Origin of the sequence: Saccharococcus sp. Marseille-Q5394 (assembly GCF_946901335.1) — a bacterium.
GTDB classification, from domain to species: domain Bacteria; phylum Bacillota; class Bacilli; order Bacillales_A; family Planococcaceae; genus Sporosarcina; species Sporosarcina luteola_C.
On record NZ_CAMPPQ010000002.1, the window covers coordinates 1,197,624 to 1,222,880 of the forward strand.

The following is a 25,257-nucleotide window of genomic DNA, read 5'->3' on the forward strand; positions in this document are numbered from 1 at the left end:
TATGAAAGAATATAAAATGGATACAGTCCGCAGAAGCACCCTTTCACAATTGGTATTGGAACAGATTGTCCAACTGCTCATGAATGGACAATTGAAGCCTGGAGATAAGTTACCAGCGGAAATGAATCTGATGGAGCAATTCGATGTGAGCCGACCAGTGCTACGTGAAGCTCTTAGCTCGCTCGAGACCTTGGAAATAATTACGAGAAGGCCCCGCGGAGGGACATTTGTCAACGAAAAAGTCGGCAGCAACCCGTTCAAAGTGATGCTCGCCTTATCCATCAATAATGTTCCAGCAGTTATTGAAGCCCGTATGTCTTTGGAGTTGGGACTTGTCACCATCGCCGCCGAAAAAATAACAGACGACAAGCTCGAGCTGTTAAAGGAAACCATCGACAGTATCCAAGCCAATCCAGAAGGCGACTATGGTCAATTGGATAAGGAATTCCATCGAATCATCGCACAAAGCGCCAACAACCCGGTCGTTGAAGGAATGATAGAATCTCTGCTGATTTCCCACGAAAAAACGGATAGCCTAATTCCGTACCGTGAACCTGATGTCACTGTGGAACATCATTTAGCAATCTACGAGGCGCTGAAAAACAGGGATCCATATGAAGCATTCAAACAGATGTATAAGCATTTGAGCTTTGTAAGGGCGAAACTCTTGGATAGCATTGAAAGAGAATAGGTAGGGAAGGAGTCCGCATTTTGCTGCGGGCTTTTTTAATGGTTTTATAATGCAAGCAGGGACGGATTATTTCCCCGTTCCTGCTTTTTTCGTTGTTGGGAAAATTTTATAGGGAACTGTTCATAAATGTTTACGAATAAAACTGTGTCAAATGACATTCAAGTTGAATAACATGAAGGATGAACGTCTTGTGGCAAAGAGGGATTCAGCAGAGCTATGACAATCCGCTGTAAAGGGGAGTATTATGCCTATTGAAGAAACGATCAGTCTACATGATTTGTTTAGAGTCTTAAAAAGGCGGTCCGTATTCATAATTAGTACGGCCCTATTAGCAGTGATACTATCTGGAATTATAAGTTACCTTTTCTTGACACCTATTTACCAAGCGTCAACACAAATCCTTATCAATCAAAAACAGACGGAACAAATCCAAGTTAATGCGCAGGATATTCAGACGAATATTCAACTCATTAATACATATACCGTCATTATCAAAAGCCCCGCAATTCTCACGAAGGTCATTGAAAATCTGGACTTGGATACAACACCGGCTAAACTTGAAAAAAAGATAAAGGTCGAAACTACACAAGACTCCCAAGTGATAAAAATTAGTGTTAACGATCCGGAACATTATAGATCTGTAGATATAGCCAATACAATTGTAGAAGTTCTCCAAGAGGAAATCCAAATACTAATGAACGTTAATAACGTTTACATCCTCTCGCCGGCTGTCTATCTCGAGAATCCAACACCTGCTAAGCCAAATCCGTTGCTTAATATGACAATCGCGGCTGTCAGTGGATTGATGATAGGAGTAGGAATGGCGTTCCTCATAAATTATTTAGATATGACGGTTAAAACCGAGCGTGACATTGAAGAATTATTAGGATTTCCGGTTATTGGGATTGTAAGTCCGATTTCAGAAGTGGATGTCAATAAAATAAAAGGGTTATTAGGTCGGATATGGAGAAGGGGAAGGCAGGGTGTTTAAGAAGAGAAAGAAAAACACGCAAACAGCGTCACGAAAACTTGTTACGAGAGATGCGCCTAAGTCCATTACTTTAGAACAATTCAGAATGATTCGAGAGAATATTAATTTTTTGAGTCCTGACAAAAAGGTAAAGACTCTTCTTTTCACTTCTTCTTCCTCTGGGGAAGGTAAGTCGACAATGGCAGCAAACGTCGCCATTGTTTTCGCGCAAGCTGGGAAGAGAGTACTTCTAGTTGATGCGGATATGAGAAAACCTACGACACATTATACGTTTAAATCGACAATCTCGCCTGGTCTCTCCCATTTATTAACAAAACAGAGGGGTTTGGACGAGGTAATCAAGAGAACCCATTTCAAAGGGCTGGAACTTGTTACTTGTGGGAAGATGCCTATAAACCCCGCCGAACTCCTTAGTTCAAAAGTGATGGAAGATCTGATCATTGAAATGAAGTCGAAGTATGACATTATCATCATCGACGCACCTCCGATTCTTTTAGTTGCTGACGCCCAAATTCTTTCAAATAAATGTGATGGAACAATTTTAGTCGTCAGTTCTGGAGAAACTGAGAAAAACAATGCTAAAAAGGCGAAGGGATTGTTGGAGAATTCTAAGGCTAATGTCTTAGGAGTCATTTTGAACAATTACAAACTTGAAAAAGACCATTACTATTACAACTACAATAGTGCTAAAGAGTAATTGGCCGTGTCAATCTTTACTCTATTATTGCTAGGGAGGTGAAATGAATGATTGACGTTCACTGCCACATCTTATTTGGTGTAGACGATGGACCGAAAACAATAGAGGATACAATACGAATTGTGGAAAGAGCAGCGAAGGAAGGAATTACAGATATGATTGCAACACCACATGCATTCAGTCCTCATTACCATGTCCCAAAAGAGGAAATCAAAGGGCAAATTCGACTTCTTACAGATTGTTTGCAAGCAGGGGGGTATCCAATCAATCTTCACACCGGACAGGAAGTGAGGCTCCATGAACATGTCGTAGAAAACGTCATAAAGGGTGAAGCGATGACGCTAGCAGGATCGCGTTATCTACTACTCGAATTGCCATCACAATCTATCCCGCTTTATACAGAAAGTGTCATACAATCAATGCTTGAAAACGGAGTTTCACCAATTATTGCACACCCCGAACGGAATAGAGCCATTGCTGAGAAGCCCGCGCGACTCGAACGGCTAATCCGGCATGGTGCCCTTGCACAGGTGAATGCAGGTAGCCTATCAGGTCAGTTCGGGAAAAGTGTTCAAAGACTTTCAATTCAACTCGTCGAAGCGAATTTAATCCATACATATGGATCGGATGTTCATGATACAAAAACAAGACCATTATTGTTCATTGCAGGACTCAACTATCTAGAAAAAAAGAAAAAACTTGATAGTATTGACATCTTACTAAAGAACAACAAACGTATTTTAACAGACGAACCTTTCATCATTCTAGAGCCGGAAATTCCGGCAATGAAAAAATGGTGGAAACCAATCAACTAAAATCCAGTATAGAACTCAGGGGGGGTCTCGTGTTAATCAGAATGAGAATGAGAATGAGTATATTAGCAATTGTCGATTCCCTTATCGTCCTATTTTCAATCTATGTCGGGTATTTCATCTTGCATCCTTACATCAATGTATTTACAAACAAAATGCTCTTTATAAGTGTCGTCACAATTCAAATTGGACATCACTTCTTCGCATGGAAGTTTGGACTCTATAGGAAAGACTGGTCCTATGCTTCCACTGGGGAGCTGTATTCGATTTTGAAGGCAGTAACAATGACCATTACAGTTGTCATGATCGTCCAATTTGTCCTTATGCATGAAGTATCCTTTAGGGCACTCATTCTTACATGGATGATACATATTCTTTTAATCGGCGGATCGAGATTCTCTTTTCGACTCATGCGTGACACGGTCAACCGACAAAAGAACATCGAGACAACCCGCATAATGATTGTCGGAGCAGGCAAGGCAGGGACAATGATAGCTCGCCAAGTCCTTCAGAACCCCGAATCAGGAATGAAACCCATACTCTTCGTTGACGATAATCGCTCTAAAAGTGGATTGGAGATTTACGGCTTGAAAGTCGTACACGGTACAAAGGATATTCCAAAACTAGTAAAAGAATATGAAATTGAAAAGATAGTAATAGCTATTCCTTCCCTTGCGAAACAGGTTATGTTGGATCTGTTGAAAATCTGTATTGAAACCGGTGTGAAGACAATGACAATACCACGCATCGAGGACTTGATGACTGGAAAAGTTTCCGTCACTGACATGCGCGACGTGAAAATAGAAGATCTCCTCGGTAGAGAAGAAGTTGAGCTCGACTTGAAAGCAATCGAAGAAAAGCTTTCAAATAAAACAATTCTCGTCACAGGCGCGGGAGGGTCAATAGGATCAGAAATTTGTCGGCAAGTGAGTAAATTCAAGCCTAAGAACATCATACTTTTAGGCCATGGTGAAAACTCAATCTATAACATAGACATGGAATTACGAAAGAGTATAGAGTTTTCTACAACCATCATTCCAGTGATTGCTGATATCAAAGACCGAATGAGGATTTTTGACGTAGTCAGTGAGTTCAAGCCGGATGTCATCTATCATGCAGCAGCATATAAACATGTCCCTTTAATGGAAGAAAACCCAACAGAAGCCGTCAAAAACAACATATTCGGCACGAAAAATGTCGCTGAAGCGGCAGATGCATTTGACGTCTCCTATTTTGTCATGGTCTCGACCGACAAAGCAGTTAACCCTATGAATATTATGGGTGCGTCGAAACGATTCGCTGAGATGATTGTGCAGAACCTTGCGAAAGAGAGTAAAACGAAGTTTGCTGCAGTGCGTTTTGGGAATGTGTTAGGGTCTCGCGGAAGTGTAGTCCCGTTGTTTAAAGAGCAAATTAAGCAAGGCGGCCCAATTACTATCACAGATCCTGAGATGACAAGATATTTTATGACAATCCCCGAAGCTTCTCAACTTGTCATTCAGGCTGGTACGCTCGCTATGGAGGGGGCGGTTTTTGTACTCGACATGGGTGAACCGGTCAAAATAGTCGACCTGGCGAAGAACTTGATTAAACTCTCGGGGTATCGAGAAGATGAAATCGATATCATTTTCACCGGAATTCGTCCAGGCGAAAAACTTTTTGAAGAGCTGTTAAATGAAGATGAAATTCAAAACGATCAAATTTTCCCTAAGATTTATGTAGGGAAGTCAGCACCAATGAGCAAGAAGGAATTGAACATCGTGCTTGAAAAACTCCTGGAGATTCCGACAGATGAGATGAAGAAGAAGTTGATTGACTTAGCTAACCATAAAACGACTGAAGCATAAAACAAATATCCATTGATTGAATGGGGCAGCATAGGGGATTCGTGAAAAAATCATTCGACGAACGAGGGAGAATCATAATGAATTCAAACAAAATGATTCCCATCCTTCTTGGCATCGCATTAAGCTTTACTACCTTTACGAAAATAAGGTTTATTGGTCCTGTTGGTATAGGGGAACTGTTATTACTCATCACAGCGATACTCCTGATCATCCAACTGGCCAAAAACCAAAAGATATATGTAACTGAAAAAAGCATTAAACTTGTTTCTCTTTTATATTCATTTGTACTATTGGCTTTCATTTCAAATTTGTTCGGCGCATTAAAAGGGACAATTGAAATAATAGACTTTAGGGATACAATTGCATACTTACTCCCGATCGGATTAATTATTCTAATCGTCCATTTACCCGACTATCAAAACGTATTAAAAAAGGCTGCTTTACATTTCTACATTTACTCGCAAGCATATATTTACCTCTGCTTATTGTATTTATTGGTCTTTCGTAACTTCTTCTATATAGACTTCTTTTATTATTACTCAACTAGATTTAGTGGACTTTCTCTTAACCCCAATCAATTAGCTTTATTAACCCTCATCCTACCAATTATCTCTTTATATTTAATGAGCAGAAAAAGAATATCCATTCCAATAGGCATTTTAAATATCGTGGCAGTTGTCTGGATAGGATTGAAAATCGAAAGTGATGCACTCGTTTTAGCTTGGATCCTATCATTTTTTATCTATAGTTACGCTATATTCATCAAAAAGATAAAATTTAAAAATCACCTTAAGGTAATCGTAAATATCTTCGTGCTTTCATTTCTTGTCAGTATGCTGAAAATAGCATTAGACATCTTTAAAAATGTTTCAAATTCGTTTAATGAAGTGAGCAATCAATCATCTATCCGATTTATATTATGGGAAAACGGAATAAAAGCATTTTTGAAATCACCTTTAATTGGTAATGGAACTAAATCACAATCCGGATTAACCTCTCCATTCGAAGGATTTGAAGCGCACAATACGTTAATTGACTTACTTTCGATGTTAGGTCTTTTTGGAGTAATCGTTATCCTATTACTATTCTTATGGGCGATCATTAATTCCGGAAAAAATTTGCACTATCTAATTTTATTACTACAAGTATTAATTTTTTCTAACTTTCATAATGTCATGAGGCAGCCGATTATTTGGTTTGTGTTATTTCTTCTATTGTTAACGAATCATAAACAGGAATTAATGCGATTCGGTGTAGGGAGCAAAATCGGGTAGAGCTTCTTTTATTTGCTTGGGGAGGGATGGATTTAGTAATGGCCGGCTTTAATGGTGTTTTAAATAAATCAAGCGCTGAATTATATTTTCATGACAATGACGTGCTATTTGAAAGTGATTTTAAAATAATTGCTTTTAACGGCAAAATTTACAATGCTCTAGCACTCAAAAAGAAATTAGAAAAAAATAATTACCTATTTAAAACCAATTCGGATTCTGAACTAATCCTTAAAGTATATGAAGAATACGGTGAAGGTTTTATTAATTACTTGCATGGAACGTTTGCGATAGCAATCTGGGATGTATCTAACAAGGAACTAGTAATGGTTAGAGATCGAGTAGGGAAAAAACCGTACTATTATTGCAATGGGCTTGATCAGTTGCTATTTGGATCCGAACTGAAAAAGATAATGGCTCATAACGAACAAGAAATCAATTACGAAGCCGTAGAGAATTTCTTGCGTTTTTATTATATCCCGCAGCCGATGACAATATTTAAGAATGTCTTTCAATTAATGCCGGGGCATTCTATCAAATATTCCTTGGAAAACGATACGTTAACAATAAAAAAGTATTGGGATGTAAACCCGGATGCTACCGAAAAAGATGGACCTTATCGAACCATACAACAACGAGTAAGAGAGACATTGACTAGCTCTGTTCGAGAGCGTATGGAGAGCGAAGAATCGGCTGGTGCTTTTTTAAGCGGAGGCATTGATTCGAGTATTGTTGTAGGTTTGATGGCTGAACAGTCAACTAAGCCCGTAAATACGTTTACGATTGGATATAAGGATCAAAAGCAATATGATGAGTCAGCTTTAGCAAAGACTGTTTCCGCATTGCATAATACAAATCATCATGAACTATTTATCGAATTTGATGACTTACATGAAGTCATCGAAATAATCATTGAAAACTTGGAAGAACCTTTTGCCGATTCTTCCGCGATCCCAACTTACTATGTTTCCCGACTCACTAAACATCATACCCCTGTCGCTTTAAGCGGTGATGGAGGGGATGAATTATTTGCTGGATATAATAAATACACAAGTGTCTATTACCAACAACTGTATTCTAAAATACCAAAGATGATAAGAGAGAAGTTAATTGAAGCTCCTTTACATTTGATTCCGGAAGACAAACGAAATCCAATTACTGCATTTGCTAGGAAAGCAAATAAGTTTACGAGAAGCGCTACGACTGAAATTTTTCAAATGCATGTTAAATTGATGGAATCATACGACCAGGATCAGATTTCCCGATTAGTTAAACATAAATCAATAAACAGGTTTAAGGTAGAAGAGCAGTTGTCTGACTACTTCTCTTATTTAAATACAAATGAGTCAGTGAACAGGATGATGTATACAGACTTCAAATTCGCTTTGCCGAATGACATGTTAGTCAAGACTGACCGAATGAGCAAAATAAATGGGTTGGAAATACGATCACCTTTTCTTGACCATAAAGTAGTGGAATTAGCATATGAAATTCCATTGAAATTTAAAATGCGTCGTGCAAACGGGAAAATCATCTTGAAGGAGACATTTTCAGACCTGCTTCCCAATAAAATACTAACCGCTAAAAAGAGGGGATTTGAGATCCCATTAGCTGAATGGTTCAAGACCGAACTAAAAGAATTGGTAGTTTCCTCTTTGACGAGAGAAACAGTAGAAAAAGTAAATCTCGTTCATTTTGATACAGTCGAAACAATCATTGAAGAACATATGAAGAGTAAAAAAAATCACGCGAATCTTATATGGAGTCTAATTGTTTTGCACAAATGGCATGAAAACTTCCTTAGAAATGTTGAGGGAGGAGAAAAATGAAAATCTTAGTTACGGGTTCTTCCGGTTTTATTGGCTATCATTTATCAGAAAAACTGTTGTTAATGGGTCATGAAGTCATAGGATTCGACGACATGAACGATTATTACGAAACCTCGTTAAAGGAAGCGCGTTTAGGAAAACTAATTCCTCATAAATGTTTCAAGTTTTATCATGCTGATTTGGTAGACCGAAAGAAAGTTCAAACGGTATTCAGCGAAAATGAAATCGATATCGTTGTGAATTTAGCTGCGCAAGCGGGCGTGAGATACAGCATTGAGAATCCTTACGTATATATCGATACGAATATTGTTGGCTTTATCAATGTGTTGGAAATGTGTCGTCAATATAATGTAAAGCAATTACTATATGCATCGTCCAGCTCAGTTTACGGGGCAAATACGACATTACCATTCTCCGTGCACGATACGGTCGATCATCCTCTTAGTTTATATGCTGCGACAAAGAAAGCGAATGAACTGATGGCACATACGTATAGCAGCCTTTACAATTTACCGACGACCGGTCTTCGTTTCTTTACGGTATACGGACCATGGGGGCGACCGGATATGGCTCTCTTCAAGTTTACAAAAAACATTATTGAAGGTAAGCCGATCGATATATTTAACAATGGAAAAATGATGCGCGACTTCACATATGTGGATGACATTGTAGAGTCCATTTCCCGTCTTCTTCATAAACCTGCAATGCCTAATCCGGATTGGTCTGGGAAAAATCCGGATCCTGGCACAAGCTATGCCCCTTACAAAGTATACAACATCGGAAATAATAGCCCTGTGAACTTGATGGACTTCATTTCTGCGATTGAAGAAAAACTAGGAAAAGTAGCGATTAAAAACTTCATGGCATTGCAGGATGGAGATGTTCCTGCCACTTATGCAAATGTCGATGACTTGTATAAGGAAATCGTTTTCAAACCGAAAACATCCATTAAAGATGGTGTCGGCAAATTTGTCGACTGGTATTTGGCGTATTATCAAATAAAGTTGTGAAAGGGTCTGTGATGAATAGAAAAATAGCTGTTATCGGCTTAGGATATGTAGGGTTACCTGTGGCGGTTGCTTTCGGAAAAAAACACCCGGTAATCGGCTTTGATATAAATGAACATCGTATTTCCGCATTACAGACCGGTGTCGATTATACAAATGAAGTAGCGGTGGATGATTTAAGGGAAGCACAGATTGATTTCACGTCTGATAGTGACAGATTGAAGGAGTCTGACTTTTTGATCGTGTCCGTTCCCACACCGATCACTGCACATAAACAACCTGATTTGTCACCTTTACTACGTGCTTCCGAAACAGTGGGCAAAAACCTTCAAAAGGGAGCAATCGTTGTATTCGAATCAACCGTTTACCCAGGCGTTACAGAGGAAGAGTGCATACCTGAATTAGAGAAGCATTCAGGCCTGAAATCGGGCGTCGATTTTTTCGTCGGCTATTCTCCAGAACGTATTAATCCAGGTGATAAAGAACATACATTTACGAAAATCACAAAAGTCGTATCGGGTCAAACGCCTGAAGCTTTGGAAACTATTGCTCAAGTATATAGCGATGTTGTCCAAGCGGGTGTATATAAAGCCAGTTCAATTCGTGCAGCGGAAGCAGCAAAAGTAATTGAAAATACGCAAAGAGACCTTAATATTGCACTTATGAACGAATTAGCCTTGATATTCGATAGCCTCGGGATTGACACGGCAGAAGTATTGGAAGCGGCAGGCACGAAATGGAATTTCCTTAAATTTTCTCCAGGCTTAGTTGGTGGTCACTGTATTGGTGTGGATCCTTATTATTTAACCCATAAAGCACAGACTGTCGGCCACTATCCAGAAGTCATCCTGGCCGGTCGTCGAATAAATGATGGGATTGGACGTTATATTGCGAGGGCATTGGTAAAAAAAATGATAAAGCTCAATCTGCCCGTGCAAGGTGCAAAGGTAACTGTTCTTGGACTGACATTTAAAGAGAATGTCCCAGATCTTCGAAACTCTAAAGTAATAGACGTAATTCGGGAGCTGCAGGAATTTGGTGTGGAAGTGCAAGTAGCCGATCCGCACGCAGATTCTAATGAGGCATTGTCTGAATATCAACTCTCACTGACACCTTACGACAAACTACCACCTGCGGATGCCGTTGTTTTGGCAGTATCTCATATGGAGTATGTCAATGAAGGGTGGTCCCAGTTCGATCGATTATTAAAACATGGTAAAGGAATTGTTATGGATATTAAGAGTGTGCTTGACAAGGCAAGAAAGCCAGAACAGATTCATTTATGGAGATTATAATGAAAGTTTTACAAATTACCAATGTAAGCTTTACTGTAAAGAAGTTTTTGCTGCCACTTGTAGATGAGATGATTGAACAGAAATACGATGTCCATATCGCTTGTTATAAAGATGAGGCTGGATATGAAGTTGAAAAGGATGGCTATGTGGTTCACCACATACCGTTTCAACGAAATATGAATGTCTTTAGCCACTTTAAAAGCATGGTCGCATTAGTGAAATTGATAAGAAAAGAAAGATTTGACATCGTCCACTCACATACCCCAGTTGCCAGTCTCGTTGCAAGAGTGTCAGCACGATTGGTTAACGTACCGTTAAGCGTCTATACTGCCCACGGATTTTACTTCCACGAAAATATGAAACCAATACCCTATAAAATTAATTATTGGCTCGAAAAGATTTGGGCTAAGTATTTTACAGATAAACTTTTCTTCCAAAGCAAAGAAGATTATGAATTGGCCTTAGCGAAATGCTTTCAAAAGCCGGAAAACCTCATTCATATTAGCAATGGTGTCTCGGGTAATCGATTTAACCCGGAATTATACAGCAGAGAGAAGAGTCGAGAGTCATTAGGTAGTAACGATGAAAAAGTAATTATATTTGTTGGGAGATTAGTAAGGGAAAAAGGCATCGTTGAACTCATTGAAGCATTTCATTTGGTTCTGAACGAAATAAAGGACGCAACATTACTGATCGTCGGCGATTCAGTTACTGGGGATCGGGATGGGATGAATGTTGAACAGCTTATTCAATCAATGCCTTTTGAAACAAAAGAAAGGATTCAACTTTTAGGGATGAGAGAGGATATACCCGAACTATTATGTGCAGCGGATTTGTTTGTGTTGCCTTCTTACCGTGAAGGGTTGCCACGTTCAATCATTGAAGCGATGGCAATGGGTAAACCGATTGTCGCGACTGATGTCCGGGGATGCAGAGAAGAAGTCTTTCCTGATGTTAACGGATACTTGTGCAAGGCTAAAGATAGTAACTCATTAGCGGATACGATTATCGAAATATTGAAAGATGAGACCAAGTTGAAGCTGTTCGGGGAAAATTCACGAAGACTATTTCTGGAAGAGTTCAATGAGAAAGTAGTTTTAGAAAGACAGATGAAAGTATTTAACCAATTTAGAGAGGAAAGGTCACTGAACAAAAGACCAAGGAAGTGAGGAATGAAAAACAATCTTACTTTTTTTGAGAGGATTGTAAAACGATCTTTTGATCTTCTGTTTTCTATAATAGGGATCATCATGACAGCGTCGATTATACTGATAGCTTTCCTAATTGCTTCAATCGAAACGAGAAGTAGTGGTTTTTTCATACAAGAACGTGTAGGTAAAAACGGTAAGATTATCAAAGTGATTAAAATAAAAACAATGAAAGATGAAAAGTATAAAGGGTCTACGGTAACAACAAGCCGTGATGCAAGAATCACTATATGTGGCCGGTTTTTCAGGAAAACAAAAATTGATGAGTTGCCTCAGCTATTGAATGTATTGAAAGGCGATATGAGCTTTGTGGGCCCTCGACCGGATGTCCCTGGCTATGCGGATACGTTAACAGGGGAAGATAGGATCATTTTAACGATAAGACCTGGAATTACTGGACCTGCTTCTCTTAAATATAAAAATGAAGAACAGATATTGGCAAACGTAGGTGATCCTGAATGGCATAATGATCATATCCTTTTTCCTGATAAAGTGAAACTGAACGTGGAGTATGTTCGGAATTATAATTTTTTGAGAGATATAAATTATATCCTTAAAACGATATTGGGCGAAAAGAGGAGTAATGATTTGGAGCCGAAAAGAATTTTTCTCTCAACACCACATATGAGTGGGAACGAGCAGAAATATATAGATGAGGCTTTTAAAACAAATTGGATCGCGCCACTTGGAAAGAATGTAGATGAATTTGAGAAAGAAGTCGCCAAGTATAGTGGAACTACCGGAGCAGCTGCTATGACATCCGGGACTGCCGCAATCCACATTGCTTTGGAGTTGTTGGACGTTAGACAAGGAGATATCGTCTTCTGTTCAAGTTTGACATTTGTTGCAAGTGCAAACCCAATTTTATATCTTGGCGGTGAACCCGTTTTCGTAGATTCCGAATATGAGACGTGGAATATGTCACCTGTTGCATTAACACGTGCAATGGAGGAGGCACAACTAAAAGGGAAGCTTCCAAAAGCCGTTGTGATCGTTAACTTGTATGGACAAAGTGCAAAGATGGATGAACTGATGGCAATTTGTGATTCGTATGGAGTTCCCGTAATTGAAGATGCTGCGGAATCACTTGGTTCCTATTATAAGGGAAAGAAAAGCGGTTCGTTTGGTAAGTTTGGCATCTTTTCATTCAATGGCAACAAAATCATTACAACTTCAGGAGGCGGGATGCTCGTATCCGATGACGATGGTAAAGTGGAGCGTGCCCGCTTTTTAGCAACCCAAGCGAGAGAGAAAGCTAGGCATTACCAGCATCAAACTGTTGGCTATAACTATCGTATGAGCAATATTCTAGCAGGGATTGGCCGTGCGCAGTTAGAGGTGCTGGATGATCGTGTAAAGGCAAGAAGAGCCGTGTTTGCCCGTTATGAAAAATCACTTGGAGGAATTGAAGGTGTTTCACTCATGCCGGAGCTGGCAGGGACCTATTCGAATCGTTGGTTGACTGCGATGGAATTGAATCCGGAACTACTGAGCGTAACGGTAAATGAACTGATTGATGCTCTTGAAGTGGAGAATATTGAGGCGAGACCGGTTTGGAAGCCGCTTCATATGCAACCGTTGTTTGCAGGATGTAAGTTTTATCCACATGCAAAGGATGAAATCGTTAGTGAACGCTTGTTTGCGAGAGGAATTTGTCTGCCTTCCGGTTCGAACATGACTGTGAAAGAGCAGGAAAGGGTTATTAGTGTAATTAGAAAGAAACTACAATAGAGATGCGATGAAATCGCATCTCTATTGGCAAAATATTTCATGTGTATCTTCATGAAATAGCGTACAAAAGGTGTTATCAATATATAAAATAGGTGAAAAAATGCCGACTCCGATGTCGTTAAAAAGTAAAACAATCACAGGGGTTTTTTGGAGTTTCACGGATTTACTGGCGAACCATGGCATACAATTTCTCGTACAGATTATTCTTGCTAGGCTACTGCTTCCAGAGCATTTTGGGATTCTTGGGATGGTTTTAGTATTTATATCCGTTTCCAACGCAATTGTGGATAGTGGATTTTCCCAAGCGTTAATACGAGATCAGAATACGACCCAAGAAGACTATTCTACTGTTTTTTATTTCAACTTATTTATTTCGCTAGTCATTTACGGAATTTTATTTAGTACGGCGAATATGTTCAGTGTATTTTTCGAAGAACCCCAACTGACAAACATCATTCGAGTAATTACCTTAGTACTTGTCATCAATGCATTAGCAATTATTCAAAAAGCAATGCTAGTGAAGAAAGTGGATTTTAAAACATTAACAAAGATAAGTCTCATCGCTGTAATTATTTCTGGAGGTCTCACAATATTTTTAGCAATGTCAGGATTTGGTGTTTGGAGCCTCGTTATGAATATGATCGCTTTGCAATCTATTCAGACGGTACTACTTTGGTACTTTAATAAGTGGATACCATCTTTGACATTTAAGGTCCAATCATTTAAAAAATTTTATAGTTTTGGATACAAATTATTACTATCAGGACTTATTGATACTCTTTTTTATTATAGTTATTTCGTTATTATAGGAAAAATGCATCTCACAAATCAACTTGGTTATTATACAAACTCAGTTAAAATTAAAGACCTTGCTTCATTTGCTATCGTTTCGACCGTACAGCGAGTCACCTATCCAGTTCTTAGTAGCATTCAACAAGAAGAAGAACGTATGACATATGGATTTAAGTCTGTTATCAAGACTTCAGCATTTATTAACTTTCCTTTAATGGTTGGTTTAGCAGCAATCGCGAAACCGCTGTTTATTGTATTATTTGGCGATAAATGGATTCCTTCAGTTGCCTATTTTCAATTATTATGCTTTGCGGGTATGTTCTATCCACTTCACTCAATCAATCAAAATGTTCTTCAAGTGAAGGGAAGATCGGACTTAATTTTGCAAATGGAGATTATCAAAAAGAGTTTATTGGCGATTTTGATTGTACTTTCTTTAGTGTTTGGGTTCGGCATTATCGGTTTAATATGGACTTCAGTTATTAGCTCGTTTGTTTCTTTTTTAATAAATTCGTACTATACGTCGAGAGAAATCGAGTATTCGTCTATAGAACAGATAAAGGATCTACTACCAAGTTTTTTAATCTCTTTTATGATGGGATTTGTAGTATTTGAGGTTGGAAGATTCATGGATGGTAATGATCTACTGCAACTTATTAGTCAAATAACCATTGGTATTGCAATTTATATAATTATTAGCAAGATATTGAGAGTACAAGAGTTGAATACACTGTATCAAATGGTTTTGCCGGTAGTAAAGAAAGTTAAGGGGTTCAGTGGACGACGGTGATTTTAGTAAAAAAAATGTATAAATAGAATGAGAAATTAGTTTGATACGACTCATGCTATTTAGAGGAGGAGATTATGGAGCTCACACGGATTACAACTCTGGCTCAACTTGAACAATACCGGGATGATTGGTCGCTCATATTAGAAGAAAATCAGAACACAAATCCGTTTATTGAATTTGTCTGGGTTTATGAATGGTGGAAGCATTTTGGGGATGAATATGATATGCAGATCATGCTCGTCAAAAAGGATGATAGGCCTATAGGATTTGTTCCCTTCATTCACAAAAGACGATGGTTTGGTCATCTGTATTCTTTTATGGCCATCGGTCACGCAAATTATATGGATTTTGTTGTATACAATCATTTGTTACAGGAAGTTATCGAATTTATATTTGATGAACTGATCAAAGAGAAAAGAAATATTGTGTTCTACTTATATGGATTACTTGAAAGTAGTCAAACACCAAGTATTATTGAGGATTATTTACAACAACGAAGTTTAGTTTTTTCACTTCACCGAGTCATCACCCCATTCATTAATTTACAAGATATAAAGCTTGAAGAATACATGGAAAAGAGAAAGAAGCTTCACCGGCTTAATAAAAGAGAAAAGCGGTTACGAGAGAATGGAGAAGTAAAGTTTTCGCGGAGCGCACAAGAAGAAATGGAAACGGTCTTTCAACTACATGACAAACGATGGAAGAAAAAGCGTGACACAAGCGGATTTACGAATGACAAAGATAAAGAATTTTATCGAAGTCTTGTCGGTATTCAAGAAGGCCCAATGCAAACGGAACTCGATGCACTTTACATTAATGACACGATGATTGCTTTCCATTACGGATTCAAATGTCGGGGAAGAGTGCTTTCGTATGTCTTAGGTTTTGATGATAACTTTGAACCGTTTGGCCCGGGAAGAGTACTCGAAAGGGAAAAAATATTGCAATGCAAAAAAGATATGATGACGGTATTTGATTTAAGTATCGGCTATGAACCATACAAATTTGCATTGAATACAAATGTGGATTACACGAGAAAAATGATCTTTTCATCTCCTGCAATGACCGCAAAAATGACACGATCCTTATTATCAATGAAGGAATCATTGATCGAACGACTGAAGAAGAACTATGAATTTGTACTGTTTATCCGAATTACAATCGGTAAGATTCTATTTGTTTTCCGTAACCTATTCAACAAAAAAGAGTCGGCAGGTGCAAGAGGAGAAATACAAGAGTTTTTCATTCGCGTAAAAAAATTCTTATATGAAAAAGAACGTTATTTTGTTTATCGAATGGAGAACAAAGACGTACCTGTAGGAGAAAACGCTAATGACTTTATCGAATTGACGATCAACGACGCGATGAGCAGTCCAGCTATTTCCGAGCAACATTTAGAGGAAATTTGCGAAAAGATGTATCGAGGATATAAGGGGTATTATCCGGCTGGAGATCTAGCATTTGAAGATATAGTTTGGATGAATGATAAGGTACTCCGAATTGGCCCTATTTCCTATAGTGAACGCCTCGGGAGAAAAGCCATTCATTTCAAGAATTGGCATGATGGGAACTTGGAGGCTGCATGCTCCTTTGTCAAGAAAAGCAACAAAGCGAATACAGTGTTTGTAACTGTAAAAGATCATTCGGAAAATGATGCTAGAGTACTCGTAACTGCAGGTTTTTCCAATTGCAAACAAATCTACAAACGAACATTTTTTGGAAATGAAAAGTATGAAATCATTGAATGAAAAATTAGCAGGACAATTCATACTATTGAAAGGGGGAAAGTATGGAGCTCACACGGATTACATCACTGGAACAACTTGAACAGTACCGGAATGATTGGTCGCTCATATTGGAGGAAAATCAAAATACAAACCCATTTGTCGAATTTGTTTGGGTTTATGAATGGTGGAAACATTTTGGCGATGAATACAATGTAGAAATTATGCTCGTAATCCTAGATGAAAAACCGATTGGATTTTTCCCTTTTATCCACAAAACAAGATGGTTTAGTCATACGTATACTTTTATAGCCTTCGGACTTGCAAATTACATGAATTTCGTTGTATACGAACATTTGTTAGACGATGTTATCGAATTCGTATTTGACGAATTGATAAAAGTACAAAAGAATGTTGTGTTTTACTTACATGGATTACTTGAGAGTGACAAGACATCTGATAGTTTAGAAGCTTATGTACAGAAAAGGAAATCTGCTTTTTCAATCCATCGAGTAATTACCCCATACATTCATCTACAAGAAATAGAGCTTGAACAATATAGCGATAAAAGAAAAAGACTCCATCGGATTGACAAAAGGGAAAAGCGATTACGAAAAAATGGAGCAGTGAAGTTTTTACGAAGCAACCCAGAAGAAATGGATTCAGTCTTTCACCTGTTTGAAAAAAGGTGGAAGAAAAGAAGGTCTACAAGTGGATTTACGAGTGACAAAGGTAAAGAGTTTTTTCGAGGTCTTGCCGGTATTCAGGATGGATCGATGCAAACGGAAATTGATGGACTTTACATCAACGACAAGATGATCGCTTTTCAGTATGGTTTCCTTTGCCGGGGAAGATTTGTTGGGTATGTAAAGGGTTATGATGATGATTTCCACGTATTCGGACCTGGAATAATACTTGAAAAGCAAAAGACATTACAATGTATGAAAAATGCAGTGACAATATTTGATTTAAGTATTGGGTATGAACCATCCAAATTCGAATTGAATACAGGTGAAGATTATACAAGAAAAATGATTTTCTCATCTAACTCGTTGATTGGAAAGACTGTTCGTCACTTTTTCACATTGAAAGAATCATTGCTTGAGCGAATGAAGAAAAATTACAGCTTCGTCCTGTTTATCCGCAATACAATTGGGAAGCTGCTTTATGTTAGTAGGAATGTATTCAATACAGAATCTAAAACTATAAAGGAAGAATTAGTCGCGTATTTGACTCGTGTCAAAAAGTATTTATACGAAAGAAAGAAGTACATTGTATATAAGATAGAGAAAAAAGACATTCCAGGTTTATTTGATTCCGGAGATTTTATCGAATTGACGATAGGAGATGCTGTTACTTGTCCTAGTATTGCCAATAGCTATTTGAAGGAAGTTTGTAAAAAGATATTTGCTGGTTACACAGGCTACTACCCCGTAGATTGTTTGTCGATTCATTCAATATTTTGGATGAATGAAAGAGTCATGCGTATCGAAAGCATATCCTATTCAGAAGAACTTCATAAAAAATCTGCATTCATTCAGCATTGGTCGATTGATAATATAGAGAAGATATGCTCATTTGTAAAAAGAAACAACGCGGTGAATACGTTGTATGTGAGTGTGGAAGCTCGTTCAAAATATAAAAGAGCCAAATTGGAAGGTGTAGGATTTACTATAAGCAAATATGTGTTCAAAAGGAGATTCCTTGGTTTTGTACAAGAAATCAGCAAGGATTTTGAATAACATATACCATTACAATAGGTAAGGAGAATTTATATTCAGAAAAAAAAGCATGAGCAAACAAGGCGCAATCATCATCTCGCTTGATTTTGAATTGAATTGGGGCGTACATGATGTTATTTCATTAGAACAGTATCGAGAAAACCTGCTTGGGGTTCGAGAAGCAATACCGCAAATGCTTGAATTATTTCACCGCTTCGATATTCATGCTACTTGGGCAACCGTTGGAATGCTCTTTTGTGAAAATAAAAAAGAGCTGTTGGATAGTTTACCATCGCTCCAGCCAAACTACGAAAACAGTAATTTTTCGCCATATAAAAAACTAAATGTTGTTGGAGAAAATGAGTTAATAGATCCGTTTCATTATGCAAAATCTTTGATAAAGCAAATTGAAAATTATCCGAATCAGGAAATTGCGACCCACACATTTTCGCATTATTATTGTTTAGAAGAAGGACAAAACGAAAAAAGCTTTGAAGCAGATTTACAAGCTGCGTTACGAATAGCTAACTCTAACGGCCATGTCTTTAAATCGATAGTGTTTCCTAGAAACCAGACGAATCAAAGTTATTTACAAGTTTGTAAAAAGTATGGAATTCAATGCTATAGAGGTAATGAACTAGGTTGGCCTTATAGGGCAAGTCGTTACCATAGCGAAGGGATCATGAAACGAGCGCTTAGATTATTGGATAGTTATTTGAATGTTTGCGGACATGATACGTATCGAATTTCGGAAGTTGAGACAAAACCTGTCGTAAATTTGCCTTCTAGCCGATTTTTACGTCCTTACATTGCCAAGTTGAGAATATTGGAGCCTTTGCGTTTACGAAGAATTAAAAAAGGCATAACGTATGCCGCTCAGAAAGGTGAAGTATTTCACCTTTGGTGGCATCCTCATAATTTCGGTAAAAACATCGATGAAAACATTCGGTTTTTGACTGAGATTCTCCAGCTAGTATCAAATTTAAGGAATGAATACGGCTTTGAGAGCCTTAGTATGGCGGAAGCCTCGGACTTAGTATCGAAGGTGAAAAGAGAATGATCAACTTATGTTCCATGAAAAACCTCCATCCGAGATTGAACTGGATGGAGGTTTAGTTTGGAAAATGAATATTTCTGTTAAGACCGGCTCAATAGAGTCGGTCTTTTCTTTCCTGTTTTAAAAACAAGTAAACTGGTCAATCCGATTCAAATCGATTCCGAAATACTCCCATCTGCGCCGGCTTGGTCTCCAGCGGTATCCCGCGACAGACGTACGGCCGACGAATGTAGGGAAGTACCAGAAACCGTTCCGTCTGGAAGTCCAAACAAACGTATACCTGAACAAGCATCCTCTGATTGCGCCTGGGTCGACAGCGAAAAGTGATGGTTGATTACCGCCTGGATAGGACGGTGTGTAGTTCGGCGGTGGGGAAGATGGCGCTTGTTGGCCGCCTTGGCCGCCTTGCCCTGGAAATCCGCCACCCGGAAATCCAGGTCCGCCCTGTCCTGGGAATCCTCCGCCCGGGAATCCTCCGCCCGGGAATCCACCTTGACCAGGAGGAAATCCGCCCTGTCCCGGAGGAAACCCTCCGCCTGGGAATCCAGGTCTGCCTTGCCCAGGAAACCCTCCGCCTGGAAATCCTGGAGAACCGAATGGCAACTGAGCTGCCGAACCTCCATAATTCATGTCGAAATTCTGCATGCCCATGCCGGACATCCAGTCCATGCCGTAGTTCGGCATGCCGGTGCCTGGCATAAATCCTCCCATCCCCTGTCCTTGCATTCCATCAGCCCCCCCTGTATAGCCTTCAGGCAACTGTGGATACCATTGTTCATCCCCGAAATTATTCGTATTCGTCATCATGTCTCTCCCTTCAAGCGATTCCTCCTATCTTATGTAACAATGAAAGAAATGGGTTGGACTCTTGGGTACGAAAACTTTTTTCGTGTATTGGGGTCTAATGTATAGAGGGCAATTGGAGGTGGGGAATTGGCTGAGCAAGAAACTGAGCAAGAAATTGCAAAAAGGGCCATTCATGGAGATGATGAGGCGTTTTTGCAGTTAATCACTTTGAATAAAGAAGCGCTTTTTAGAACAGCACTCGCCTATTTGAAAAACGAAGATGACGCGTTGGACGCTGTACAGGAAGTGACAATGCGCGCCTTTGAGAAAATAAAAACGTTGCGCATGCCGGAATATGCAAAGACATGGCTGATCCGGATTATGATGAATCATTGTAATGACGTCCTTCAAAAAAAGAAGCGTTATGTGTTTGATGAAGGCATGGGTGAATTAAAAGGGATTAGCGATGATTTCACATACATGGAAGTGGAAGAGGCACTTAGTCATTTATCAGAAAAAGATCGGCAATTAGTGCATCTCAAATATCTCCATGATATCAAAATCAAAGACATTGCCGATATGACATCTACGCCTGAAGGAACCGTGAAAACAAGGTTATATAAAGCAGTCAAATCATTACGATCATTTTTCGATGGAAAGGAGGAGGGTCAACTTGCCGGAAGAGGAAAGAAAATTGAAGAAGTGGAAAGAGGAAATTGAGAAGAGGGAAGTCCCTGCGGAACGATTGGACCAAGCTATACAAATCGGGTTCGAAACAGCTAAAAGAAATCGTGAAAATAAAAAATGTGGCTTTTTAAAACGTGGCTTGTGGTCTACAGCTGTAGCTGCCATTCTTATGCTCGTTTTTGTCACATCTATCCGAGTATCTCCTGCCTTTGCAAATGCCGTGTCATCGATTCCAGGATTTTCAGGAATTGTCGAGCTAATCCAAGACAATAAAGGAATTCAAATGGCAATTGAAAATGAGCACTACCAAATTATCGGGACAACAGGCGAAACAGAAGGCGTAAAAGTCACACTCGAAGGCATTATTACCGATGAAACGAGTTTGATCGTCTTTTCAAAAATCGAGAATAATAAAAAGCACCCTGAACGATATTTAAATAGATATCGAATACTCGATACCGACGGGAAGGAAATCCCAAATGATCAATCCTTTGGTACGTCGTGGAACCCCAAAAATGACTTATTAGCGACCAATACGACAGAGATTAAATTTAAGGGTCCAGTGCCGACAGAAGAAATGATTTTGGAGTATCGATTTGCTGATGACATTAGAGATGGTCAAGTAATTGAGACAATTCAAATCCCTTTTAAAGTGGAATTGAAACCCGTGAAAAGAGAACAATATGCAGTTAACAAAACTGTTGTCGTCGATGGACAGAAAATCCACATCCACTCAATCACAATTGGACCAATAAAGACAGCTGTGGAGGTAGAATACGACGCCGAAAATACGAAAAAAATCTTCGGATTCGAAGACTTGCAAATTGTGGATGAAAAAGGTGAGGTATGGAGCGCCATTAAAAACGGATCATCAGCAAGCTGGAGTGAAGATTCCCCTGTTATTAGTTACTTCCTGCAAAGTAATTATTTCAGGGATACGCAACATCTTTACCTCCAGTTCAACAAGCTGATGGCGATGGATAAAGACGAAGCCGAATTGATCATCGACACAGAGACGCAAAAGATCTTAAAGCAGCCAAGGGACGAAAGATTCAACAACTTAAAGATAACTGGCTCGCATTTGGAAATTGAATTGAAAGGCGGAAAAGGGTACTATCATGACCCGTTTTCAACTTTTTATGATGTAGAAGGCAAAGCACTTTCTCCGAAGTCTGGATCCTTTTACCCCGGTGCTGACGATATCAATTACTTTGGACTGGAATTGCCGGACGTGGAATTTAAAAATCCTTTGAAATTTCCATTGCACGCATATCCGTCCTACATTAAAGGCGACGTAAAAATCAAAATCAAGTAGCTTGGATCCACGGATAATTGTTATCCGTGGATTTTTCATTACATCAGCACACTAAAACAACATCACATTACTATAGAACAAATCTTCGTAAAAATCACCAAAATCCTTTTGGCATCGTGTACGATGGACAGTAACAGATGATATTCTCTAGCCGAAAGGATGGTTTGAATGATTGAATTAACCGGATCTACTCTTACACTCGAACAAATGGAAGGTATTTTATATAAAGGGAATAAGGTAGTGTTAAATGCCAATGCATTGGAACGTGTTCAAAAGAGCAGAGAAGCGGTCGATAGGATTGTTCAGAATGACAAGACTGTGTATGGCATCAATACCGGTTTCGGCAAATTCAGCGATGTCAAAATCGACGAAAAGGATACGAAGGCTTTGCAGCTGCACTTGATCCGCTCACATGCATGCGGCGTCGGTGAACATTTTTCTGAAACTGTTTCACGGGCCATGGTCGTTCTGCGGTTGAATGCGCTAATGAAAGGATTCTCAGGAATCCGGGTTGAAGTGCTGGAACGGTTTGCTTTCATGGTGAATAACGGAATTCACCCGGTCATCCCGCAGCAAGGATCACTCGGAGCGTCAGGAGACCTTGCGCCGCTATCCCATTTGGCACTAGTTCTGTTAGGGGAAGGGTTCGTTTGGCGTGATGGGGGGCATATTCCGGCTGAGCGAGTGTGGAGGGAATTCGGGATGGAGCCGATTGTCCTTGAAGCAAAGGAGGGGCTTGCGTTAATTAACGGCACGCAAGCTATGACCGCGCAAGGCGCAGTCAATTACCTGGAGGCGGAAAAACTGGCATATAGCAGCGAATGGATTGCTTCTATGACAATGGAAGCGTTGCATGGAATTACTGATGCTTTCCATCCCGCCATTCATGAAGCGCGCGGTTATAAAGAGCAAGTGGATGTCGCGTCGAGAATGTTGGATTGGCTAGATGATAGCCAATTGACAACGGTGCAGGGGGAAAAGCGTGTTCAGGACGCTTATTCAATCCGTTGTATTCCGCAAGTCCATGGAGCGAGCTGGCAAGTGCTTTCGTATGTGAAGGAAAAACTGGAGATTGAAATGAATGCGGCAACTGATAATCCGCTCATCTTTGAAGAAGGTGAGGTTGTCGTATCCGGAGGGAATTTCCATGGGCAACCGATCGCATTCGCGATGGACTTCTTGAAAATCGGTGTGGCTGAGCTCGCAAATATTTCCGAGCGCCGCATTGAGCGACTCGTCAATCCGCATTTAAATGAAGGCCTGCCACCTTTCCTTAGTCCACAGCCTGGGCTGCAATCGGGAGCTATGATATTGCAATACTCGGCAGCAAGCCTTGTGTCGGAAAACAAAACGTTGGCGCATCCAGCGTCCGTCGACTCAATTCCTTCATCCGGCAACCAAGAAGATCATGTGTCGATGGGGACAATCGGTTCAAGGCATGCACAGCAAATAATAAAGAATGCAAGAAATGTCCTTGCTATAGAAGCGTTATGCGCTGTAACGGGTTGCACGTTCCGAGGCGTCGAGAAAATGGCGCCGAAAACACGGAAGGCGCTGGAAGGTCTTCTGCATGTCGTAACCCCAATTGATGAAGACCGGGTTTTCGGACCGGATATTGAAAAAATCGCAGACTACTTGAATATGTGAGCAGCGGAGGTTGAGCGGAAGGTAGGTGAATACTGACTTTCTGAGTCAGCCTCTATTGTTGATCAATGGTACAGGACCGCTCAAAGCGGGGTGTTTCGCGTTCAAAGCAAGTCAGCTGGCGCTCAAAGTGAGGTGTTTCGCGCTCAAAGCAGGATGTTCCGCGCTCAAAGTGAAGCCCCCTTGCTGCAGTTCTCGTCTAATTGGCAAGTGTTCTCAATCCAAGTTGATTAGTTCTCGATTAATCCAGAAGACTTCTCATTAATCCCCATAAAGTTCTCGTTCCTGCCGGGAAGTTCTCGTTTTCATGGAAATACTTCTCATTCGTTCAAATCGACTCAACCTGTTCAAACACGAGGCAAAGTTTGCTATCATTGAATTATTGGAGAAAGTACGTGTACGAGATAAAGATTTGAGGAGGACAACTTAGTGGAGAATAAACCACATATTTTGCTTATAGACGGCATGGCTTTATTATTCAGATCGTTTTTTGCAACGTCCGCAATGGGACATTTCTTTCCGAACGATGATGGAGTCCCGACAAATGGTGTTCAAGGATTTGCCCGACATGCTTTGACTGCAGCTTCGATTTTCAATCCAACCCATATGGCAGTTTGCTGGGATATGGGGGCGCATACGTTCAGGAATGACCTATTCGATGGCTATAAAGCGAACCGCCCAGCACCAGCGCCTGAACTCGTACCGCAGTTTGATATGACGCGGGAAGTGTCCGAGCTGATCGGTTGGAAGAATTACGGAATTCCAGGAATGGAAGCCGACGATTTGATAGGCTCGCTCGTCTGCGAATGGGAAGGCAAGGCGGATATCACAATCGTCACAGGAGACAAGGATCTTTTACAGCTGCTGCGTCCAGGTGTGCGCATCGCTTTCATGAAGAAAGGCTACAATGTGTACGATATTTATTCAGAAGACCGTTTTGTTGAAGAATACGAGATTGCACCCGAGCGGTTCGTGGAAGTGAAGGCGTTTACGGGAGATGCGAGCGACGGCTATCCGGGTGTAAAAGGAATCGGCCCGAAAACCGCTTTGAAACTCGTGAAGGAATACGGAACGGTTGAAAGTGTCATTGAGTCAATTGGCGAACTAGCTCCAGGCATGAGAAAGAAGATTGAAACGGATATGGATATGCTGCTCTTATCGAAACAACTCGCGCAAATCCATTGCGAGCTTGATTTCAATGATCCGATCGAGCAATTGAGCCTCCCTGACTACTCTGAAGCGAGGGAACACTTGGAGGAAAAGGGCTATTCCATGATTGTCAGACAGTTGAACTCGTTATTTCCGGAGCTGATTGCGTAATCGCTGGCGGTTTATGCGTGAATTTTCCATTTTATGAGGTTT

Annotated in this window: 20 protein-coding genes and 1 pseudogene; 20 read left to right on the forward strand and 1 reads right to left on the reverse strand. The window is 39.9% G+C overall.

What is annotated here, in order from left to right; translation table 11 throughout:
• The first annotated feature begins 1 nt into the window (after position 1).
• From OC538_RS16630 to OC538_RS16705, 16 genes and pseudogenes are all read left to right on the forward strand, one after another.
• On the forward strand, positions 2-691 hold the full coding sequence (locus OC538_RS16630) for a FadR/GntR family transcriptional regulator (RefSeq protein ID WP_262177431.1): 690 nt from the start codon (positions 2-4) through the stop codon (positions 689-691).
• Between the two features lie 250 nt (positions 692-941).
• Positions 942-1,682, forward strand: coding sequence for a Wzz/FepE/Etk N-terminal domain-containing protein (locus tag OC538_RS16635; RefSeq protein WP_251696879.1), 741 nt, complete (start codon positions 942-944; stop codon positions 1,680-1,682).
• Positions 1,675-2,379 (forward strand): CpsD/CapB family tyrosine-protein kinase, encoded by a 705-nt coding sequence (locus OC538_RS16640; protein ID WP_316044318.1) that lies wholly within the window; start codon positions 1,675-1,677, stop codon positions 2,377-2,379. The genes OC538_RS16635 and OC538_RS16640 overlap by 8 nt, the downstream gene beginning before the upstream one ends.
• 47 nt (positions 2,380-2,426) lie before the next feature.
• Positions 2,427-3,194 carry a tyrosine-protein phosphatase gene (locus tag OC538_RS16645; protein WP_251696776.1) on the forward strand — a complete coding sequence of 256 codons (768 nt, stop codon included), beginning with the start codon at positions 2,427-2,429 and terminating at the stop codon, positions 3,192-3,194.
• Positions 3,195-3,247: 53 nt separating this feature from the next.
• Positions 3,248-5,038 carry a nucleoside-diphosphate sugar epimerase/dehydratase gene (locus OC538_RS16650; protein WP_316044319.1) on the forward strand — a complete coding sequence of 597 codons (1,791 nt, stop codon included), beginning with the start codon at positions 3,248-3,250 and terminating at the stop codon, positions 5,036-5,038.
• Between the two features lie 77 nt (positions 5,039-5,115).
• Complete coding sequence (locus OC538_RS16655; RefSeq protein ID WP_262177434.1) at positions 5,116-6,312, forward strand: O-antigen ligase family protein; 1,197 nt, start codon at positions 5,116-5,118, stop codon at positions 6,310-6,312.
• Positions 6,313-6,338: 26 nt separating this feature from the next.
• Complete coding sequence (gene asnB / locus OC538_RS16660) at positions 6,339-8,138, forward strand: asparagine synthase (glutamine-hydrolyzing) (protein ID WP_251696772.1); 1,800 nt, start codon at positions 6,339-6,341, stop codon at positions 8,136-8,138.
• Positions 8,135-9,148: an NAD-dependent epimerase gene (locus OC538_RS16665; RefSeq protein WP_262177437.1), complete on the forward strand. Its 1,014-nt coding sequence runs from the start codon at positions 8,135-8,137 to the stop codon at positions 9,146-9,148. Before asnB ends, OC538_RS16665 begins: the two co-directional genes overlap by 4 nt.
• A gap of 11 nt (positions 9,149-9,159) precedes the next feature.
• Complete coding sequence (locus tag OC538_RS16670; RefSeq protein WP_251696768.1) at positions 9,160-10,440, forward strand: nucleotide sugar dehydrogenase; 1,281 nt, start codon at positions 9,160-9,162, stop codon at positions 10,438-10,440.
• The gene (locus tag OC538_RS16675) at positions 10,440-11,609 is read left to right on the forward strand and encodes a glycosyltransferase family 4 protein (RefSeq protein WP_262177442.1); all 1,170 of its coding nucleotides are present in this window, start codon (positions 10,440-10,442) and stop codon (positions 11,607-11,609) included. The genes OC538_RS16670 and OC538_RS16675 overlap by 1 nt, the downstream gene beginning before the upstream one ends.
• 3 nt (positions 11,610-11,612) lie before the next feature.
• Positions 11,613-12,200, forward strand: a pseudogene (locus tag OC538_RS16680) (sugar transferase); the annotation flags it as partial.
• 72 nt (positions 12,201-12,272) lie between these two features.
• Positions 12,273-13,379, forward strand: coding sequence for an aminotransferase class I/II-fold pyridoxal phosphate-dependent enzyme (locus OC538_RS16685; protein WP_251696873.1), 1,107 nt, complete (start codon positions 12,273-12,275; stop codon positions 13,377-13,379).
• Between the two features lie 70 nt (positions 13,380-13,449).
• Positions 13,450-14,961: a lipopolysaccharide biosynthesis protein gene (locus OC538_RS16690; RefSeq protein WP_262177445.1), complete on the forward strand. Its 1,512-nt coding sequence runs from the start codon at positions 13,450-13,452 to the stop codon at positions 14,959-14,961.
• Between the two features lie 74 nt (positions 14,962-15,035).
• Entirely contained in the window at positions 15,036-16,709 is a 1,674-nt protein-coding gene (locus OC538_RS16695; RefSeq protein ID WP_251696763.1) for a GNAT family N-acetyltransferase, read from the forward strand.
• Positions 16,710-16,750: 41 nt separating this feature from the next.
• Positions 16,751-18,427, forward strand: coding sequence for a GNAT family N-acetyltransferase (locus tag OC538_RS16700; RefSeq protein ID WP_262177449.1), 1,677 nt, complete (start codon positions 16,751-16,753; stop codon positions 18,425-18,427).
• A 49-nt stretch (positions 18,428-18,476) separates the two neighbouring features.
• Positions 18,477-19,466 carry a polysaccharide deacetylase family protein gene (locus tag OC538_RS16705; protein ID WP_262177452.1) on the forward strand — a complete coding sequence of 330 codons (990 nt, stop codon included), beginning with the start codon at positions 18,477-18,479 and terminating at the stop codon, positions 19,464-19,466.
• 117 nt (positions 19,467-19,583) lie between these two features.
• Here the strand turns inward: OC538_RS16705 and OC538_RS16710 are convergent, their stop codons facing one another.
• Entirely contained in the window at positions 19,584-20,267 is a 684-nt protein-coding gene (locus OC538_RS16710; protein WP_251696757.1) for a hypothetical protein, read from the reverse strand.
• 129 nt (positions 20,268-20,396) lie between these two features.
• Here OC538_RS16710 and OC538_RS16715 point away from each other — a divergent pair, with 129 nt between their 5' ends.
• The 4 genes from OC538_RS16715 (at position 20,397) to OC538_RS16730 (ending at position 25,215) form a co-directional block, all read left to right on the forward strand.
• A complete protein-coding gene (locus OC538_RS16715; protein ID WP_251696755.1) occupies positions 20,397-20,969 on the forward strand; it encodes a sigma-70 family RNA polymerase sigma factor in 573 nt (190 codons plus the stop codon).
• Complete coding sequence (locus OC538_RS16720) at positions 20,944-22,251, forward strand: DUF4179 domain-containing protein (protein ID WP_262177459.1); 1,308 nt, start codon at positions 20,944-20,946, stop codon at positions 22,249-22,251. The genes OC538_RS16715 and OC538_RS16720 overlap by 26 nt, the downstream gene beginning before the upstream one ends.
• A 168-nt stretch (positions 22,252-22,419) precedes the next feature.
• Positions 22,420-23,898, forward strand: coding sequence for a histidine ammonia-lyase (gene hutH, locus OC538_RS16725; protein WP_262177461.1), 1,479 nt, complete (start codon positions 22,420-22,422; stop codon positions 23,896-23,898).
• A gap of 426 nt (positions 23,899-24,324) precedes the next feature.
• Entirely contained in the window at positions 24,325-25,215 is an 891-nt protein-coding gene (locus OC538_RS16730) for a 5'-3' exonuclease (protein WP_251696750.1), read from the forward strand.
• The last annotated feature ends 42 nt before the right edge of the window (positions 25,216-25,257 follow it).

Bases quoted from the DNA above. Each gene is read 5' to 3' on its own strand.
- OC538_RS16655 (WP_262177434.1), top strand. From the start codon at position 5,116: ATGAATTCAAACAAAATGATTCCCATCCTTCTTGGCATCGCATTAAGC.
- OC538_RS16685 (WP_251696873.1), top strand. From the start codon at position 12,273: ATGAGTGGGAACGAGCAGAAATATATAGATGAGGCTTTTAAAACAAAT.
- hutH (WP_262177461.1), top strand. From the start codon at position 22,420: ATGATTGAATTAACCGGATCTACTCTTACACTCGAACAAATGGAAGGT.
- OC538_RS16630 (WP_262177431.1), top strand. From the start codon at position 2: ATGAAAGAATATAAAATGGATACAGTCCGCAGAAGCACCCTTTCACAA.
- OC538_RS16705 (WP_262177452.1), top strand. From the start codon at position 18,477: ATGAGCAAACAAGGCGCAATCATCATCTCGCTTGATTTTGAATTGAAT.
- OC538_RS16700 (WP_262177449.1), top strand. From the start codon at position 16,751: ATGGAGCTCACACGGATTACATCACTGGAACAACTTGAACAGTACCGG.
- OC538_RS16645 (WP_251696776.1), top strand. From the start codon at position 2,427: ATGATTGACGTTCACTGCCACATCTTATTTGGTGTAGACGATGGACCG.
- OC538_RS16670 (WP_251696768.1), top strand. From the start codon at position 9,160: ATGAATAGAAAAATAGCTGTTATCGGCTTAGGATATGTAGGGTTACCT.
- OC538_RS16665 (WP_262177437.1), top strand. From the start codon at position 8,135: ATGAAAATCTTAGTTACGGGTTCTTCCGGTTTTATTGGCTATCATTTA.
- OC538_RS16675 (WP_262177442.1), top strand. From the start codon at position 10,440: ATGAAAGTTTTACAAATTACCAATGTAAGCTTTACTGTAAAGAAGTTT.
- asnB (WP_251696772.1), top strand. From the start codon at position 6,339: ATGGATTTAGTAATGGCCGGCTTTAATGGTGTTTTAAATAAATCAAGC.
- OC538_RS16710 (WP_251696757.1), bottom strand. From the start codon at position 20,267: ATGACGAATACGAATAATTTCGGGGATGAACAATGGTATCCACAGTTG.
- OC538_RS16650 (WP_316044319.1), top strand. From the start codon at position 3,248: ATGAGTATATTAGCAATTGTCGATTCCCTTATCGTCCTATTTTCAATC.
- OC538_RS16695 (WP_251696763.1), top strand. From the start codon at position 15,036: ATGGAGCTCACACGGATTACAACTCTGGCTCAACTTGAACAATACCGG.